Source organism: Microbispora rosea (genome assembly GCF_044460045.1).
GTDB classification, from domain to species: domain Bacteria; phylum Actinomycetota; class Actinomycetes; order Streptosporangiales; family Streptosporangiaceae; genus Microbispora; species Microbispora rosea.
This window is the reverse complement of the sequence record NZ_JBITJO010000003.1, coordinates 492,903-508,790: the sequence shown is the minus strand read 5'-3', so window position 1 is coordinate 508,790 and position 15,888 is coordinate 492,903. Positions and strand designations below refer to the sequence as shown.

Sequence of the window (15,888 nt, the reverse complement as noted above, 5' to 3'; positions counted from 1 at the left end):
CCGTCTTGCAAACAGATACCCACTTGGGGGTTTTACATGGGTTCCTCCCGCACGCGTCTGCTGCGGCTGCTTGTCCCGACGACGACTGTGGCCACGGCGGCGGTCGTCAGCGCGGTCCTCAGTCCCGGCCTGCCCGCGAACGCCGCCACCTCTCACCACGACGGGGGCCGGGCACGCAGCGTGATCTTCATCAACGGCGACGGCATGTCCGCGGCTCATCGCGAAGCCGGGCGGCTGTACCTGACCGGCCTCGGCGGACAGCTGGCCATGGACAAGCTCCCGGTCTCCGGGCAGCTGAGCACCAGCCCGCACGACCCCAAGACCGCCGTCACCGACTCCGCCGCGGCGGCCACCGCCTGGGCGACGGGGACCAAGACCTACAACGGCGCCATCAGCGTGGACGTCAATGGCAAGCCGCTGCCGATCCTGGGCCGGCAGGCCAAGGAGGCGGGCAAGTCCACCGGCCTCGTCACCACGTCTCAGGTGACCGACGCCAGCCCTGCCGCGTGGTTCTCCCAGACCGCCGACCGCGACTCCCAGGACGAGATCGCGCGGCAGTACCTGGCGGTCAGCAAGCCGGACGTCATCCTCGGCGGCGGCGAGGACTGGTGGCTCCCCGCGGGCACGCCGGGCGCATGGCCCGACAAGCCCGCCGAGGACCCCAGCGAGGCCAGCAAGGGCACCAAGGGCAACCTGATCGACAAGGCCAAGCGCGCCGGCTACCAGTACGTCTCCAGCGCGAAGGAGCTGGCCCAGGCGAAGCGAGGGAAGCTGCTGGGCCTGTTCAGCAACGAGGAGATGTTCCAGCAGAGGCCCGAAGGCCAGGGCGACGTCTACGCTCCGGCCGTGGACCTGGCCACGATGACCAAGAAGGCCCTCGACACCCTCAGCACGAACAAGAAGGGCTTCTTCCTCTTCGTCGAGGAAGAGGGCATCGACGAGTTCGCGCACGAGAACAACGGCTCCCGCGTTCTCCAGGCCATGGCATCCCTGGAGAAGGCCGTCAAGGTCGCCAGGGCGTACGTGGCCGCGCACCCCGACACGCTTCTCGTCATCACGGGTGACCACGACTGCGGCGGCCTCACCGTGGAGGACACCTCCGACACCGACGAGAGCGGCAGCGACCTGTCGACCGAGGACGGCCCGTTCCCGATCCACGGCAGCAACCTCAAGTTCGTCATGGACTGGACCACCACCGGGCACACCGGCGTGGATGTGCCGGTCACGGCCGAGGGACCCCTGTCCACCCTCTTCACCGGCAAGCACCCCAACACCTACGTGCACAAGGTGCTCTCCCAGGTGCTGACCTCACGGCACTGAACGGCCGCCCGTCGCGCCGCCGCCTCCGTCGGCGGCGGCGCGCGGATGGCGGTGCCCCCTCGGCGCCGGCGATGACCGCCGGCGATAACCGGTTGCCCGCCCCGACACGAGGTGGCGACACTCGGCGGCATGAACATTCCCTACAGGCAGATTCGTGCCTCCTACACCGAGGAGGCCGTCACCGTCTACCAGGCCTACGATCCGGACATCGCCGGCAGAGCCGTCGCGGCGCAACGGTTCGTGCCGCCGTTCAAACGGGAGCGGATGACCTGGATCAAGCCGTCGTTCCACTGGATGATGTACCGCAGCGGCTGGGCCGCCAAGCCCGGCCAGACCCGCGTGCTCGCCGTCGAGATCACCCGCGACGGCTTCGAATGGGCGCTCGCCCGTTCCTGTCCCAGTCATCCCGGCGCCGGCGACGACCACGCCTCGTGGGCCGCCCGGCTCCGCGACAGCCCCGTCCGGATCCAGTGGGATCCCGAGCGTGACGCCCACCTGAACCCGCTGCCGTACCGGTCGATCCAGATCGGCCTGTCGCGCGAGGCCGTCGACCGCTACGTCGACCAGTGGATCGTCGCCATCACCGACATCACGGACACACTCGGCGCGGTCCGGGCCGGCGCCTCCGCGCCGCCCGCCGAACGGCCCTATCCGCTGCCGGCCGCCCTCGCCGCCGTCGTCGGCGCCGCCTGAGCAGGGCGCGGTCTCCCGGCCTGTGCCAGACTTCGCGGCGATGGCGTCCGATCCCCTCACGCGCGCGACCGCATCCCTGTACGGCCTGGCATTGGGCGACGCGCTCGGTTCCCAGTTCTTCGTGCCCGCCAACCGCGAGGCGCTCACCACCCGCACTCTCCCGCCGGAGCGGGTGTGGAGCGACGATGACTGGGCGGTCATCCGGCTCGGCCACCGGCCCGTGGGCATGGACGACCGATGGTCCGCCTACGTGGAGAGCGACACGCTGCACCTGCACCGGAGCTGGACCGGCCACCAGATCTACGAGGCCCGCTTCGGCCGGACGCAGGGTGGCAGGTTCGTGGTCGCCGCCCGGGTCGAGGCCGACCGCGGGCGGCACCGGCGGGTCGGGGACGCGTACGACCGCCTGCTGCTGGAGCTGCTCGTCGACACGATCCTGCTGCAGCGCCACGACCCCCGCCGCTGGGACGAGCTGGCGTCCCTGCGGTGAGGCGGGCGGCCGTGCGGCCGGGATAATCCCGATGCCGTACGCCCGCGCACTCGATTATGGTCGTCGTCATGCCACAGTCCCCCCGCACCGGGGATGCGCCGGGAAGCGCCACGCCACCGGTGAGCGGCCCGGAGTTCAGGGGCCTCTTCGACATCCACCTGACGGTGGCCGCCGACGACATCGCGCCGCTCGCCGCCTGGGCGCGGGAGAACGACGCCAAGTTCACCCACATCGTGCTCGATCGTGGGACGGTCCGCTCCCAGCCGATGCTCACCGTCCGGGGCGCGGGCACGCTCAGCGCGCAGCGGACGGCCGCCGCAACGCACGTGGCGCGGTTGCGGGACGAGGGGTTTCGCGTGGTCCGGGTCAAGATCGAGGCGGCTCCTTGGAACGAGGACGTCCCTCCGACCGCCGAGGCCGCAGCGGCGATGCCGGACCGCTACTTCGAACATCACGTCAAGGTCGTCCTCCGGGGAGACCCGGCGCCCCTCACCGATCTCGCCGTGGTCCACGGCGCGCACGTGTCGCAGAACGCCCGCCGGCGGCGCGACGACGGTTCACACGAGCGTTTCGTCACGCAGCGATGCCGGGGTGTCGGGCTGGCCACGGCGGGCCGCCGATTCGAGGGACTGCTCGCCGACCTGGAGCGGCACGGCTACGCCGTACTGGAAGCCGAGCGAGAGTACGTCGTCCACGACGACAACCCGGATGCCGACCACGGCTGGATCGAGGAGAGATGACGTCGAGCTGGGAGCGGTTCCCGTATGTTTCCCTCCCCGAGGGAGTCACCGTCCCACCTCGCGGGACGCAGGGCTTCCCGGAGACCTACCTGCCGGTCGCGAACAGGCCGGGCATACGCCAGCCGCCGATTTTCGACCCGGCGCTGAAGCAGTTCGACCGTGCGTTCCGGGCCGGCGAACCGCTTTTCGACGACCCAGAGGCCGGGCGCCGGTGGCGGCGGGCCCGCCGCCAGGCGATCGATCATCTCGTCCGGGTCGTCGCCGAGTCCCCGTGGCACGAGAACCTCGTGCTGCGCGGCAGCCTGCTGCTCGAGGCGTGGGTGGGCGAGGAGGCGCGTGAACCGGGCGACCTCGACTGGGTCGTCGTCCCGCCCACCGTGGACATGGTCAGCCCGCTCACCGCCGAGATGTTCAAGGGCGTCATCGCCGCCGCCATGGCCGGACCGGCCGACGGCGCGGTGACCTTCGACCCGGGCGACATCGCGACGGACGAGATCTGGACCTACGACCGCGTCCCCGGGCGGCGGCTCGTGTTCACCTGGCGGGCCGGCGACCTTCCGCCGGGGACCGTCCAACTCGACTTCACCTTCAACGAGCGCCTGCCCGTCCCGCCGGAGGTCGCCCTGATCCCCCGCTCCGGCGGGGGCGAGCCCACGCCGATCCTCGCCGCCTCCCCGGAGTTGTCCCTGGCCTGGAAGCTGCTCTGGCTGGCCTCCGACATCTGGCCGCAGGGCAAGGACCTCTACGACGCCGTCCTGCTCGCCGAGCGCGTGACGCTCCCCCGCGATCTCATGCACGAGGTTCTGCGCGACGCGCTCGGGGAGCGCGAGGCCGGTGACTTCGGCCCGGAGACGATCCGTTCTCTCGAGGTGGACTGGGACGAGTTCCGCGCCGAGTATCCCCAGGTCACCGGGAACCCCTGCGACTGGCTGGAGCGGCTGGCGTGGGCGCTCGGCCCGGCCTTCGCGAAGAAGTGACCTCGGATCAGGTCAGGCGGCCGACGTAGGCGAGCGCCTGCTTGAGCAGCACGCCCTGACCGCCGGTCATCTCCTGCTGGACGATCGGGGCGGCCGCCTCCTCGGGCGTGAACCACTCCAGGTCCAGCGCGTCCTGCCGGGGCCGGCAGTCGCCGCGCACCGGGACGATGTACGCCAGGGAGACCGCGTGCTGGCGGGGGTCGTGGAACGGCGTGACCCCCGGGGTGGGAAAGTACTCCGCCACCGTGAACGGCGTCGGCGAGACCGGCACGCTCGGCAGCGCCACCGGCCCGAGATCCTTCTCCAGATGGCGCAGAAGCGCGTCGCGGATGCGCTCGTGGTAGTACACACGCCCGGACACCAGTGCCCGGCTCACGGTGCCGTCGGCGCCGATCCGCAGCAGCAGGCCGACGCGGGTAACAGTGCCCGTGTCGTCCACGCGCACAGGCACGGCGTCCACGTACAGGATCGGCATCCGGCCCCGCATCGACTCGATCTCGTCGGGAGCGAGCCAGCCTGGCGTCGTTTCGGTCATTTCGGTCACGGATCGATCGTACTTGCCGAGGCGGGGAGCGGTTCGCAGGTCGGCGCAACCCGTGCCGCGAGTCCGGCCACCTGCTCCCCTTGACGGCAGGCCGCGACGAGAAGCGGAGGGCCATGCCGGGTCATCCGGTGGCCGTGTTCACCCGGCCTCGGGCGCGGACCGTGTCGTTGTGACGCCAGATCCGCGGGTGGACGTCGGCGGGGGCCGATCCCTCGGGGACATCTGCCAGGACCTCGCGACGAGAGATCCCGGCGACGGCGACCCGCCGCCGATAGTCGGAGAAGATCTGCACTTCGCCGTCGCCCCAGCGCAGCGGGCTGTTCGACGCCTCCAGATAGACGTAGTCCATACCGTGGCGCATGTCGTCGCCCAGCGCGGCGACGTCGACGGCCCATTCCCGCAGCCGCGCCGGCGGGGCGCGGAAGACCAGCGCGCCCCCGATCCGTTCCACGGCGGCGCCGCGGTCTGCGGCCGGCGGCTCCCAGCCGGGCCATCGACCGAACTCCCGGCACTCGCGGACGCGCTCACGCATACGGGCAAGCTCGGCGTCGAGGCCCCATGTGTGCCAGCGGACCGTGCCCTGAGAGGGCTCGGCCATACGCCGGCGCAGCCGCCGGATCGCCTGCGCGGTGAGGGTCGTCAGGTGCGCCGGGACCAGCACGATCGGGTCGGCCGGCTCGGCGTCGAACGGGTTCTGGTCGAGGTGCGGCCGGTCGATCACGACCACGGTGCCCGGCAGGCGCTGGAAGGACAGGCCCCACAGCAACCTGCCCAGCAGGCGTGCGCCGTGCAGGTCGGACAGGATGTGCCAGGTCTCGTGGAAACGGTTGGTGGACAAGCGGGCCCGGGTGCCCGGCCGCAGGGTGATGACGCTGTAGTCGCGACCGTCCGCTCGCAGCGGGCGGCGGTGCAACTTGAGCCCATCACCGATGGCGGCCGCCGTACCCGGCCTCGGTCGCTTACGCTCCGGCACGTCTCACCAATCGTCTCCCTCCTTGAGCTCCGGCACTGCTCATGAAAGCCCCACGCGCACGTCGGCACAACCGAATTAGCCCGGCCGGCGCGACCGGTGGTCCTCGTCGTGCGGGGGGCCGAGCGGGCGGGCGAGACGAGGGTGCGGTTCACGCCGCTCCAGCCAATGGGCGGTCGACAGGGTCGCTCGCTCGATCATGTCCGCCGTACCGCGGAAGTCGACGGGCAGCACCTCGACGGGGCAGAGCGGCGGCAGCACGTGCAGGCGGGTCTGCCGCCTGTTCTGCCTGATCGAGGCGCTGATGCGCTGCTCGCTGAGCAGGTTGTAACCGTGCAGGGCCATGGCGATCGCCGTCGACGGCGCGGACGGCAGGTGGCAGGAGAACCCCGGCGCCAGCAGGTACGCCTCGTCGGCCCCGGCGTCCACCGCGTAGTCCAGGGTGGTCAGGTCGGCGACGCCGCCGTCCATGAGCACGCGGTCGCCGATCGTCACGGTGGGATACAGGGCCGGGATCGCGGTGCTGGCCAGCAGGGCCGGCAACGCGGGCTCCCGCGACAGGACCACCGGCCGCCCCGTCCGCACATCCGCGGTGAGCACCGACAGCGGAATCAGCGTCTCGTCCAGAGCGCGGATCGGCAGGATGCGTTCGAGGAACCGCCGCAGGGAGGAGTTCTCGAACAGGTAGTTGCGACGGCCCAGCAGGGCCGCGGCCAGCGTGGCCGGATTGAGCGGGAAGGTGTAATTCAGGACGCCGAACGCCTGCAGGGCTCCCCGCAGGGGATGCAAGGGAAGGTTTCCGGCCAGTGTGCGGAGCACGTCGGGCCCGCTCACCGGATACACGTCGTGGCTGCTCACGGACAGCCACAGCCGGGCCAGTTCCTCCACACCCGCGGCGTCGGGGCGGGAGGCGTAATAGGCGCCGTTGAGCGCCCCGATCGAGGCGCCCACCACCATGTCGGCGCGGATCCCGTGAGCGGTGAGCGCGCGGAGCATGCCGACCTGCGCGGCTCCCAGACTGCCGCCTCCCCACAGGATGAACGCCGTCGTCATCGGCCGCTTCCCCACACTCCCCCGGCCCCGGTTCCCCTTCCTACCCCGTACGACCCCCACGCCACCCGCCCTCCTCAAGAGGTGAGGGTTATGTGAGACGAGGGACTTTCACCGAGCCCTTGTTTATCCTGCCGGGGGCGACAGTCGAAAGGCAGGAATCCCCCCGATGGCCTACGCCGACAAGATCTCTCCAATTCTCCGCGCCACGCTCGAGCTCCTGCGTGAGGCCGGACGGCCACTGCGACCCGAAGAGGTCCGCAAGGAAGTCGAAGGGAGAGTGACGATACCCCCGGAGCTCCAGGGGCCCAACGCGCACGGCCAGGCGCGGTGGTGGGCGCAACTGGGCTTCCGCACGGGAGAGGCCGCGTCGCTCGGCTGGATGACCAAACGGAACGGCTGGGCGATCACCGAAACCGGCGTTCGCGCGCTCGACGACTTCGAGGGCACCGAGCTCTACCGCGAACTGGCGCGTCAGTACCGGGCGAGGCGACTGCCGCCGCAGGGTCGTGTCTACAGCGATCCCCGCTGGAGCATCGTCCTGGAGGCCCTCGAACGTCTGGAACCGGGCCACTGGACCACGTATGGCGACCTCGCGGCCCTGGTGGGCATGTCGCCGCAGTCGGTGGGAGGCTTCATGGCCGAGAGCGCCGACACCGACCATGCTCACCGCGTCCTGCAGTCGGGAGGGCGGATCTCCCCTCAGTTCCGCTGGCTGGACCCGGAACGGACCGATGATCCGCGTGAGGTGCTCGAGAAGGAAGGCCTGACCTTCGACCAGGCGGGCCGGGCCGACCCGCGGCGGCGCGTCAGCGCCGACCGGTTCCGCACGATCCTCGCCAAGGACGGCGTCGTCCTCCCGCCCGCGGGCGGCCCCCAGCCTCCGCCTCCCCCCGACCCGACTCCTGCCGCGTTCGAGCAATTCCAGCAGAACCTCGAGTACGCCCGGCAGCTCGTCGACGGCGGCCGCAGCCTGGAACGACTTGGGGTCGGCTCCTTCGACGTCACCGACCTCTACCGCGCGGCCTGGACCCAGGCCGTGGCGGCCCTCGACCATTGGGTCACGCGCGAGATCGTCGACCGGGCCGTTACCCTCGCGCTGACCCCGGGTGAGCCCCGCCCCCACAAGTTCACCAACCTGAGCATCCCCGTGGAGTTGTTCGAGGACATCCACCACCGCAACGAAGACCTCGGCAAGGCCTTCCGTGCACATCTCGAGCGCCATTTCGCCTTCATGACCTTCCAGAACCCGGACAAGATCAAGGAAGGATTCGCACACGTCAGCACGGTGAACCTCTGGGTGAGAGTCGCCGAGGTCCTGACCGGACAGGACGCGAAGAATCCGATCACCGCGGACGGCGTCCGTACGAGGCTGCGAGAGATCGCCTGGCGCAGGAACAACATCGCCCACACCGCCGACCACGATCCGGTACGCCCCGGGCAGAAGGCCTCGATCACCGCAGACGAGGCGGAGGCGACCATCGAGTGGCTCGAAACGATGGCCATCGCCATCCAACTGGCCCTCGGCGACACCCTTCCCGCCCCGAGCCCCGACGGCCCGAGCGAGATGCGAGGCGTCCCTTCGGCAGCCGGGGCAAGGCAGGCCGCCGGCTCCCGGGTGAAGCGCACGTGGGACGAGCCCGGCTTCCTCCAGGCCGTCGAGCAGTACTGTCCCGCCGACGTTCGCGAGACGCTACTGGCCGTTTATCGTCACGCCGAGAGCCACCCGTCCTTCCACGAGTACTACTTCGGTGATGGCGAGTATCCGTCGGTGACCGCCTGGTTCAACCTCGGCTCGGACACGGCATCCGTATGGAGCATCTACACGAGTCCGGCCAAGTCCGTCATGGCCGTCAACTTCGGGTCCATGCACAACCACGGCGCATCACGAGAGCGCATGGCACGGCTCGCCGAGAGGCTCGGCGTCCTTCCGGGATCGGCCCGTCTGCGCGACCAGCTCGAATCCGCCGGCTACGCGAAATACCCCTCGCTCCAGCCGGCCGCCCTCGCGCGTCCGGATTCGCGGGAGGTCATCATCTCGGCCCTGAACGAGTTCCTGACCGGCGAACCACCCCACTGACCGGAACACCAGGATGTCCCTCCGCGTAGGCGGGCTGGGAGACAGGGGTTCCGCCGGCGGCTGGAACGGCAGCCGCCGGCGAAGATCGGACGTGCACCTCATCGGATCGCTCTGCGCGCCGAGCAATCGGCGCCGCAGCCACCACTAACGGACGGGCAGGCCGGTGACGGCGCGGCCGATGATGAGGCGCTGGATCTCGCTGGTGCCCTCGAAGATGGTGAAGATCTTGGCGTCGCGGTGGAAGCGCTCGACCGGGTGCTCGCGGGTGTAGCCGGCCCCGCCGAGGATCTGGATGGCCTGTTCGGTCGTCCAGACGGCCGTCTCGCTCGCGACCAGCTTGCTCATGGACCCTTCGGCCTGCTCGAGCCGCCGGCCGTGCCGGGCCATCCATGCCGCCCGCCAGGTCATCAGCCGAGCGACGTCCACCCGGGTGGCCATGTCGGCCAGCAGGAACGCGACCGCCTGGTTCTCCCCGATCTTGCGGCCGAACTGCTCACGCTCTCGGGCGTAGTCGCGGGCGTACTCGTAGGCCGCACGCGCGACGCCGACGGCCATGGCGGCGACGAGGGGGCGGGTGGTCTCGAAGGTCCGCATCGCGGCCTGCTCACCGGACCGCTCGCCGGCGCGCACCCGGGCGAGCCGCTCGTCCAGCTTCTCCTTGCCGCCCACCAGGCACCGGCCGGGCACCCGTACGTCGTCGAGGACGACTTCGGCGGTGTGCGAGGCGCGGATGCCGTGCTTCTTGAACTTCTGGCCCTGGGACAGGCCGCGCGTGCCCGGCGGGACGATGAAGGACGCCTGGCCCCGGGTGCCGAGGGAGGGGTCGACCGAGGCCACGACGACGTGGACGTTGGCGATGCCGCCGTTGGTCACCCAGGTCTTCACGCCGTTGAGGACCCACTCGTCCTTCGCCTCGTCGTAGACCGCTCGTGCCCTGATCGCACCGACGTCGCTGCCCGCGTCCGGCTCGGAGGAGCAGAACGCGCCGAGCTTGACGTCGTCGGCGGTGCCGAACATCTGGGGCAGCCACTCCCCCATCTGCTCGGGGGTGCCGTTCGCGGCGATGGAGGCGGCGGCGAGGCCGGTGCCTACGATCGACAGGCCGATCCCGGCGTCCCCCCAGAACAACTCCTCGAACGCCACGGGCAGGCCGAGCCCCGACTCCTCGAACCACTGCTGGGCGAAGTAATCCAGCGAGTACAGCCCGATCTTGGCGGCCTCCTGGATGACCGGCCAGGGCGTCTCCTCGCGCTCGTCCCACTCCGCACCGGCCGGGCGGACGACGTCCCGGGCGAACTCGTGGACCCAGTCGCGCAGTTCGCGAAGGTCGTCGCTCAACTCGGGGCAGAAGGTCATCGGGGGCTCTCCTCTCCTTGGTGTTACCAACGGTAACAGCACGGCGGAGGGAGCCGATCAGCGCAGCCGGGACGCGTACTGCGGGACCGTGGCCATCGGCGGGCGCTCGGCCACCCCGACGTCCCGGGTCAGCGGGCGGTGCCCGGTGGGGCCGCGTTCGAACTGGACGAGCCGCGCGGACGGCTCGTGCAACGGAACGATCTTGTCTTGGCGCTCCAGCCGCGCCCAGGCGGTGTGCATGATCTGCCCGGCCATCCCGCCGAGCGCCTCCGTCGACTGGTGCGAGTGGATTCGGCGGCCCAGGTCGACCTGGGCGAGCGCGTCGAGCCCCAGCATGTCGAGGAGGTCGATGAGCAGTCCCAGCTCCACGCCGTATCCGGTGACGAACGGCACCCGTTCCAGAACCGCGCGGCGGCCGGCGTACTCGCCCGCGAGCGGCTGCACGAACCCGGCGAGCAGCGGCCAGTGCAGGTTGAGCAGCGGACGGGCGACCAGCTCGGTGACCCTGCCCCCGGCATTCGGTTCCGTCGCGCCGAGCAAGGGCCGGTCGTAGCACGCCTTCACGTATCCGACCGCGGAATCGGCGAGCAGGGGCCCCAGCAGGCCGGTGACGAACGAGGTCCGGAACTCGCGCAGGTCGGCGTCGACGAACACCACCAGGTCGCCGGTCGTCACCGCGAGGGACTTCCACAGAGCCTCGCCCTTGCCGTCGTAGCGCGGATCGTCCAGCTCGGGCAGGATCTCGTCCTGCGCGAAGACCTTCGCCCCGGCGCGTAAGGCCCGCGCCGCCGTGTCGTCGGACGACCGGGAGTCGATCACGACCAGCTCGTCCACGAGCGGCACGGCCTCGACGAGGTCGCGCCGCACGGCGGAGACGATCTCCCCGACCGTCTCCTCCTCGTTCCTCGCGGGCAGCACCACCGAGATCGTGACGCCTCCCTTGGCGGACAGCAGGGCGCGGGCCGGCCAGTCGGCCGCAGACGAGGTACGCCGACTCAGCCAGGCCTCCACCTCAGCCAGCACGCCCGTCCTCCCCCTGTCCGCCACGTTTACTGGCATCACCTTATGCGGCGGCCGGAGAAGGCGATCAGCGCGAGCCCCCCTCCGAGCTCCGGCATGAGCGCGGTGTGCCGCAGCGTCCGCAGCGCGGAGGGATCGCCGGCGATGCCCGCGGGGCCTTCCAGCCGCCGAGCAGGAATGCCGGCCGCCACCCGAGCAGGTCGACGAGCGCCTCGGCGGCGACCTCGGCGGCTACGCGGACGGCGTGACCGGGGACCGCAGGCCGAGCCACTGCTCGGCGCCCCAGGCTTCGAACCGCTCCACCTCGGTGAACCCCAGCTTCGCCGCGAGGCGCATCGAGGCGACGTTGGCGGTCTGGGTCGTGAGCACCACCGGCTCGCCGGGAAGGACGCCCTCGAACCAGTCGAGTGCCGCCGCGCAGGCCTCGGCGGCGTATCCGAATCCCCACGCTCGCGGCAGGAACAGGTAGCCGAGATCGGCCTTCCCCACGGCGGCCGGGCGACGGTGCTCGGTTGCTCTCCTGAGCAGGATCTGGCCGATCATCGCCCTGTCGAGTTCGACGACGAAGCTTCCGGGCCACCGCTCGGGCGCCCCGGGCATCTCGCGCTCGAGCTCGTCACGCGGGCGGGGGCCGCCGAGGTAGGTGTGCACCTCCGGCGACGCCAGCAGTTCGATGAACGCCGCGCGATCCCGGGCCTCGGGTGCGCGGAGCACGAGTCTGCCGGTCTTGATCGGTTCAGGCGGCCAGGCGACAGGCCCCAGGTCTGACATGCGCGCAGGCTAACAGCCCGAGAGCCGCTGGACGCCGGCAGCCGGCACAGCGGCGGAGGCCCGGCCCAGGTGTCCGGACCTCCGCCCAGGGCGTTTCACCCGATCGCCCTCATGCGCCGACCTGATGTCGGAGTCAGCTGCGCAGGCTCCACTTCTGGTTGGCCTGTCCGTTGCAGGACCAGAGGATGAGTTTCGTGCCGTTTGCGGTGCCGGCCGCGTTGGCGTCCAGGCACAGCCCGGACTGCACGCCGGTGATGGTGCCGTTGGAGTTGACGTTCCACTGCTGGTTGGCCTGGCCGTTGCAGTCCCAGATGATCACCTGGGTGCCGTTGGCCGTGCCCTGCCCGTAGGCGTCCAGGCACTTGTTGCCGTACACCTGCAGGCTCTTGCCCGAGGTGTAGGTGAACCGCTGGTTGGTGCCGCTCCCGCAGTCCCACAACTGCACCTGGGTGCCGTTGGCGGTGCTGGAGTTCGGCACGTCAACGCACCGGCCGGACTGGCCGCCCACGATCTGGACGCCCTGCTGCGGGTTGCCGCCGCCCGCCGGCGCGTAGCCCGCGGCGGCGATGTTGGCCTGCACGGCGTCCTCGGTGGCGGCGCTCGGATAACCGGAGGTCAACACGCCCTCGAAGAAGGTGCCGCGGCCGGAGACGCTGTTGTCGCCGCCGATGCCGAGCAGGATGGCGCCTTCCTTCTTCATCGGGTTGTAGCCGTTGGGGCGTCGTCCGTCGAAGTAGTTCGTCAGGCCGCCCGACTGCGCGTCGCCGCCCCGGATGGCCCAGTGGTTCGGCTCGCCCTTGACCATGGCCGTGACGAAACGGTGGTTGATCGACGCGAGGGTGTTGTGGCCCGCGTTCACCCCGGAGAACAGTCCCCACTCCAGGTCGGCCATGATCCAGGGGCCGGCTCCGTCCCCGTAGCCCCACTGCTTGTCGGCGCCGAAGTAGACGGTCTCCATGATGGCGGGGGAGTCGGCCTGGCCGTCGGTCTGCGCGTTGCCGTAGTCGAAGCAGCACCACTGGTTGTAGTGCGTGCCGTCGACGACGGCGTAGATGCCCTCGGGCTGGTCGCCGGTCGCCACCCCGTTGGTGTTGTTGTTGCGGTAGCCGGTGCCCGGCTCCACGCGGACACCGTAGGCCTTCTGCCCGCCGATGGTGATCGGGGCCGCCTTCGCGTCGGCGAGGTTGTCCCATCCGCCGGCGGCAGGACCCTTCCAGTAGCCGGGAGGCGCCTGGGTGAGGCGGTTGTTGCGGCCGGACTGGTCATAGATGATCGTGATCACGCAGTTCGTGTTGGCGCAGAACGAGTCCTGCGCGGCCGCGTTGACCACCCCGCCCGCGCTCAGCACGCCGATGTCGCGGGTGGCGTTGTCCGAGGAACGGCGCACCTGGTACAGCGGGCCGTTGTAATTGCCGTAGAGAGCGCGGGTCGTGCTGTGCGCCGCCGCACACGGCGTCCCGCCGGCGGCGTAGATGTCACACGGCTGCGACGTCGCGGCCTGGGCCGTACCACCGCCGGCACCACCCCCGACCAGACAGGCGCCGGCGAGCACCGCGCCCGCCCCTGCCGCGAGCGCCCTTCTCAGGCTCCAGAAAAGCTTCATTGCCTTCTTCCCTCGATCAGGAATCATGATCGGACGACGGCGACACGGCAGGCCTGGCCAGGCAATGTTAGCGCTAACATCATGCGACGCCCGACACCGATTCGCGGTTTGACGGTAGTGCGGAGTCAATTCGACGAAGGGTGCGGCGTCAAGAGGAGAGATGCGATGTCTCAGATGGGCAGGTGCCGTCGGCGCGCCGCCTGGGCTCTCTCCATGGCACGGTCACGCCGTGGTGATGGGATGTCGTGAAACTTTCATCGGGGCGGTGAGCCGCCGCCCGCCGTACCCGCACCCCCGACCGCGGACCGCTCAGCCGTGGGCGGCGTGGCGCTCCAGGAACGCGTACACGAACGCGGTGTAGAGGGCGACGAACGCGCCGAGGATCGTCAGCGTCGCGGCGTACACCAGGACCAGGCGGGGGTGCGCAGCAGCGCCGGGACGGCGGCGTAGGGGTTCGCTCCGGCACGGCGGTCGGTGTCGGGCAGCATCACTGGCGCCCGCCGACGGGTGCCACCAGTTTCGACCGCCGGGCGCACCGCTCGTAGAACTCCCGCACCTCTCCCGGGCTCTGGATGATGGGGTGCAGGTCCTCCTCGGGGGAGTTCAGCTCCGGCCGGCTCATCCCGCCCTGTCCCCTGAGGGCTCGCTGAGGGCGGCTTGCCGAGGGCGTCACCGGAGACTCCGGGGCCGCTCAAGGCCCTCACGCGCGGCCAGGTCGTGCTCGATCGACAACGCTCGCGACACGCCGCCGCGTTTCACCGCGCACTCCGCAACTCGCCCGCCGGTCAACCCCGTCCTCCATCGGCCGGCCGTGTCTCCGTCTCGTCCCCATCTCGTCCGCGCTTCGTCCGCACCGTGTCATGGTCGCGTCACGGTCGCGCCGACGGTGGCAGCCGTCGATGAACGGTGACATTCGGGGGACAAGGCGCGCACATGCCGCGTCGATCGTGGTGCGGCATGGACAAGCTGCAAACCATCCCGCTTCGGCCCCGTGACCGGCTCTACGCCGCAGTCACGCCCCTGCTCGCCGTGCTCCGGCCGCCCTCGGCGTTCCTTCGCCATCGCGCTACGACCTGCGTCCCGAAGCCGGCGATCACCGCTGCCCGCCTATGAGCGCCGTCCCTACGCACGACCCACGCGGGTGCGGGAAGCGCGCCCCGGTCTCTCGGAGGTGAAAAGCCCTTGCCATCTCGTCTTTCTCCCCTCACGCGGGTGCTCGGTGTCACCGCGTCCGCCGTCCTCGCCGTCGGGGGTTGGCTGGTCTACACCGGCGCGCAGGACCAGGACGAGCCACCGCCGTTGTCGAACTCCACGCCGGCATCGTTCACCTCGGCCGGGCCATGGGCTCTGCCCTGGCCGTCGACGGGGCAGGCGGCGGTCGAGGTCGCCGGGCGAGCGGACAGCCTCAGCGTGTACGGCGAGCAGCGGCCCGTGCCGATCGCGAGCGTCACCAAGGTGATGACCGCTCTGGTGATTCTTCGCGACCACCCGCTCGGCAGGAACGACCCAGGGCCGTCCATCCCGGTCGACCGGCAGGCGGCGATCGAGTCAGGAAACCGGGACGAGTCGACGGTGCCGCTCGCCGCAGGCCAGATCTTCACAGAGCGGCAGCTCCTCGAGCTGATGCTGATCCCCTCGGGGAACAACGCCGCGCGTCTGCTGGCCCGCTGGGACGCCGGCTCGGAGCAGGCCTTCGCCCGCAAGATGAACGCGGCCGCCGCCAAGCTGGGCATGACGAACACCACGTACACCGGGGCGAGCGGATATGAGCCCACCACGGTCAGCACGGCGGTGGATCAGCTCAAGCTGGCCAGGCAGGCCATGAAGAACCCCGTGCTGCGCGACATCGTCGCCACCGCCAGGACCACCGTCCCGGGCATCCCGGGCGAGATCGTCAACACCAACACGCTGCTCGAACTGCCCGGGGTGGTCGGCATCAAGACCGGCACCAGCACGGCGGCGGGCGGGGCGCTGCTGTGGGCCGTCCGTCCCATTTCCGGGGACCGCGACCGGCTGGTCCTCGGGGTGGTCCTGCGCCAGGGCGACCCCGGTGACACGCTCGAGGAGAAGAAGGAGGCCGCGTTCGATGCGAGCAGGAAGTTGATCGTGGCGGCCCTGCGATACCTGAATCCTGAAATGGTGCCGATTTCGTGAATGGCCCGGTCGGTCATCCCCTCTCGGGCGGCCCAGCATTCCCGAAGCCGCGACACGCCGCGAAGCAACGGATCAACCACAGGTCGGCGCGGTGGGGACTCCCGAGCTCGTGCTGCGCAT

Annotated in this window: 16 protein-coding genes; 7 read left to right on the top strand and 9 right to left on the bottom strand. The window is 70.6% G+C overall.

Annotated elements, in window-relative coordinates; all coding sequences use genetic code 11:
- Positions 1 to 36: 36 nt before the first annotated feature.
- The 5 genes from ACIBK1_RS14675 to ACIBK1_RS14655 all read left to right on the top strand — a co-directional run bounded on the left by ACIBK1_RS14675 (position 37) and on the right by ACIBK1_RS14655 (position 4,220).
- Entirely contained in the window at positions 37 to 1,320 is a 1,284-nt protein-coding gene (locus ACIBK1_RS14675; protein WP_030506934.1) for an alkaline phosphatase, read from the top strand.
- Between the two features lie 129 nt (positions 1,321 to 1,449).
- The gene (locus tag ACIBK1_RS14670; RefSeq protein ID WP_396735094.1) at positions 1,450 to 2,013 is read left to right on the top strand and encodes a DUF4291 domain-containing protein; all 564 of its coding nucleotides are present in this window, start codon (positions 1,450 to 1,452) and stop codon (positions 2,011 to 2,013) included.
- Between the two features lie 40 nt (positions 2,014 to 2,053).
- Positions 2,054 to 2,503 carry a hypothetical protein gene (locus tag ACIBK1_RS14665; protein WP_396735091.1) on the top strand — a complete coding sequence of 150 codons (450 nt, stop codon included), beginning with the start codon at positions 2,054 to 2,056 and terminating at the stop codon, positions 2,501 to 2,503.
- A gap of 68 nt (positions 2,504 to 2,571) precedes the next feature.
- The gene (locus ACIBK1_RS14660) at positions 2,572 to 3,243 is read left to right on the top strand and encodes a hypothetical protein (RefSeq protein WP_396735088.1); all 672 of its coding nucleotides are present in this window, start codon (positions 2,572 to 2,574) and stop codon (positions 3,241 to 3,243) included.
- A complete protein-coding gene (locus ACIBK1_RS14655) occupies positions 3,240 to 4,220 on the top strand; it encodes a nucleotidyl transferase AbiEii/AbiGii toxin family protein (protein WP_396735085.1) in 981 nt (326 codons plus the stop codon). Before ACIBK1_RS14660 ends, ACIBK1_RS14655 begins: the two co-directional genes overlap by 4 nt.
- A 7-nt stretch (positions 4,221 to 4,227) precedes the next feature.
- Here ACIBK1_RS14655 and ACIBK1_RS14650 read toward each other — a convergent pair whose 3' ends face one another.
- From ACIBK1_RS14650 to ACIBK1_RS14640, 3 genes are all read right to left on the bottom strand, one after another.
- Entirely contained in the window at positions 4,228 to 4,764 is a 537-nt protein-coding gene (locus tag ACIBK1_RS14650; RefSeq protein ID WP_244303586.1) for an NUDIX hydrolase family protein, read from the bottom strand.
- 121 nt (positions 4,765 to 4,885) lie between these two features.
- Positions 4,886 to 5,737 carry a hypothetical protein gene (locus ACIBK1_RS14645; protein ID WP_396735082.1) on the bottom strand — a complete coding sequence of 284 codons (852 nt, stop codon included), beginning with the start codon at positions 5,735 to 5,737 and terminating at the stop codon, positions 4,886 to 4,888.
- Between the two features lie 75 nt (positions 5,738 to 5,812).
- A complete protein-coding gene (locus tag ACIBK1_RS14640) occupies positions 5,813 to 6,787 on the bottom strand; it encodes a patatin-like phospholipase family protein (protein ID WP_396735079.1) in 975 nt (324 codons plus the stop codon).
- 277 nt (positions 6,788 to 7,064) lie between these two features.
- Here ACIBK1_RS14640 and ACIBK1_RS14635 point away from each other — a divergent pair, with 277 nt between their 5' ends.
- On the top strand, positions 7,065 to 8,864 hold the full coding sequence (locus tag ACIBK1_RS14635) for an MGMT family protein (RefSeq protein ID WP_396735076.1): 1,800 nt from the start codon (positions 7,065 to 7,067) through the stop codon (positions 8,862 to 8,864).
- 144 nt (positions 8,865 to 9,008) lie between these two features.
- Here the strand turns inward: ACIBK1_RS14635 and ACIBK1_RS14630 are convergent, their stop codons facing one another.
- The 6 genes from ACIBK1_RS14630 to ACIBK1_RS14605 form a co-directional block, all read right to left on the bottom strand.
- On the bottom strand, positions 9,009 to 10,220 hold the full coding sequence (locus ACIBK1_RS14630) for an acyl-CoA dehydrogenase family protein (RefSeq protein WP_030506941.1): 1,212 nt from the start codon (positions 10,218 to 10,220) through the stop codon (positions 9,009 to 9,011).
- 57 nt (positions 10,221 to 10,277) lie between these two features.
- Positions 10,278 to 11,243, bottom strand: a complete 966-nt coding sequence (locus tag ACIBK1_RS14625; protein ID WP_396735073.1) for a glucosyl-3-phosphoglycerate synthase — start codon at positions 11,241 to 11,243, stop codon at positions 10,278 to 10,280.
- Positions 11,244 to 11,278: 35 nt separating this feature from the next.
- The gene (locus tag ACIBK1_RS14620; RefSeq protein WP_396735070.1) at positions 11,279 to 11,431 is read right to left on the bottom strand and encodes a hypothetical protein; all 153 of its coding nucleotides are present in this window, start codon (positions 11,429 to 11,431) and stop codon (positions 11,279 to 11,281) included.
- Positions 11,432 to 11,471: 40 nt separating this feature from the next.
- A complete protein-coding gene (locus ACIBK1_RS14615) occupies positions 11,472 to 12,011 on the bottom strand; it encodes a GNAT family N-acetyltransferase (RefSeq protein WP_396735067.1) in 540 nt (179 codons plus the stop codon).
- A 133-nt stretch (positions 12,012 to 12,144) separates the two neighbouring features.
- On the bottom strand, positions 12,145 to 13,614 hold the full coding sequence (locus ACIBK1_RS14610; protein ID WP_396735064.1) for an arabinofuranosidase catalytic domain-containing protein: 1,470 nt from the start codon (positions 13,612 to 13,614) through the stop codon (positions 12,145 to 12,147).
- A gap of 487 nt (positions 13,615 to 14,101) precedes the next feature.
- Entirely contained in the window at positions 14,102 to 14,236 is a 135-nt protein-coding gene (locus ACIBK1_RS14605; protein WP_396735061.1) for a hypothetical protein, read from the bottom strand.
- 560 nt (positions 14,237 to 14,796) lie between these two features.
- Between ACIBK1_RS14605 and ACIBK1_RS14600 the strand changes: the two genes are divergently transcribed.
- A complete protein-coding gene (locus ACIBK1_RS14600) occupies positions 14,797 to 15,768 on the top strand; it encodes a D-alanyl-D-alanine carboxypeptidase family protein (RefSeq protein WP_396735058.1) in 972 nt (323 codons plus the stop codon).
- Positions 15,769 to 15,888 lie beyond the last annotated feature (120 nt).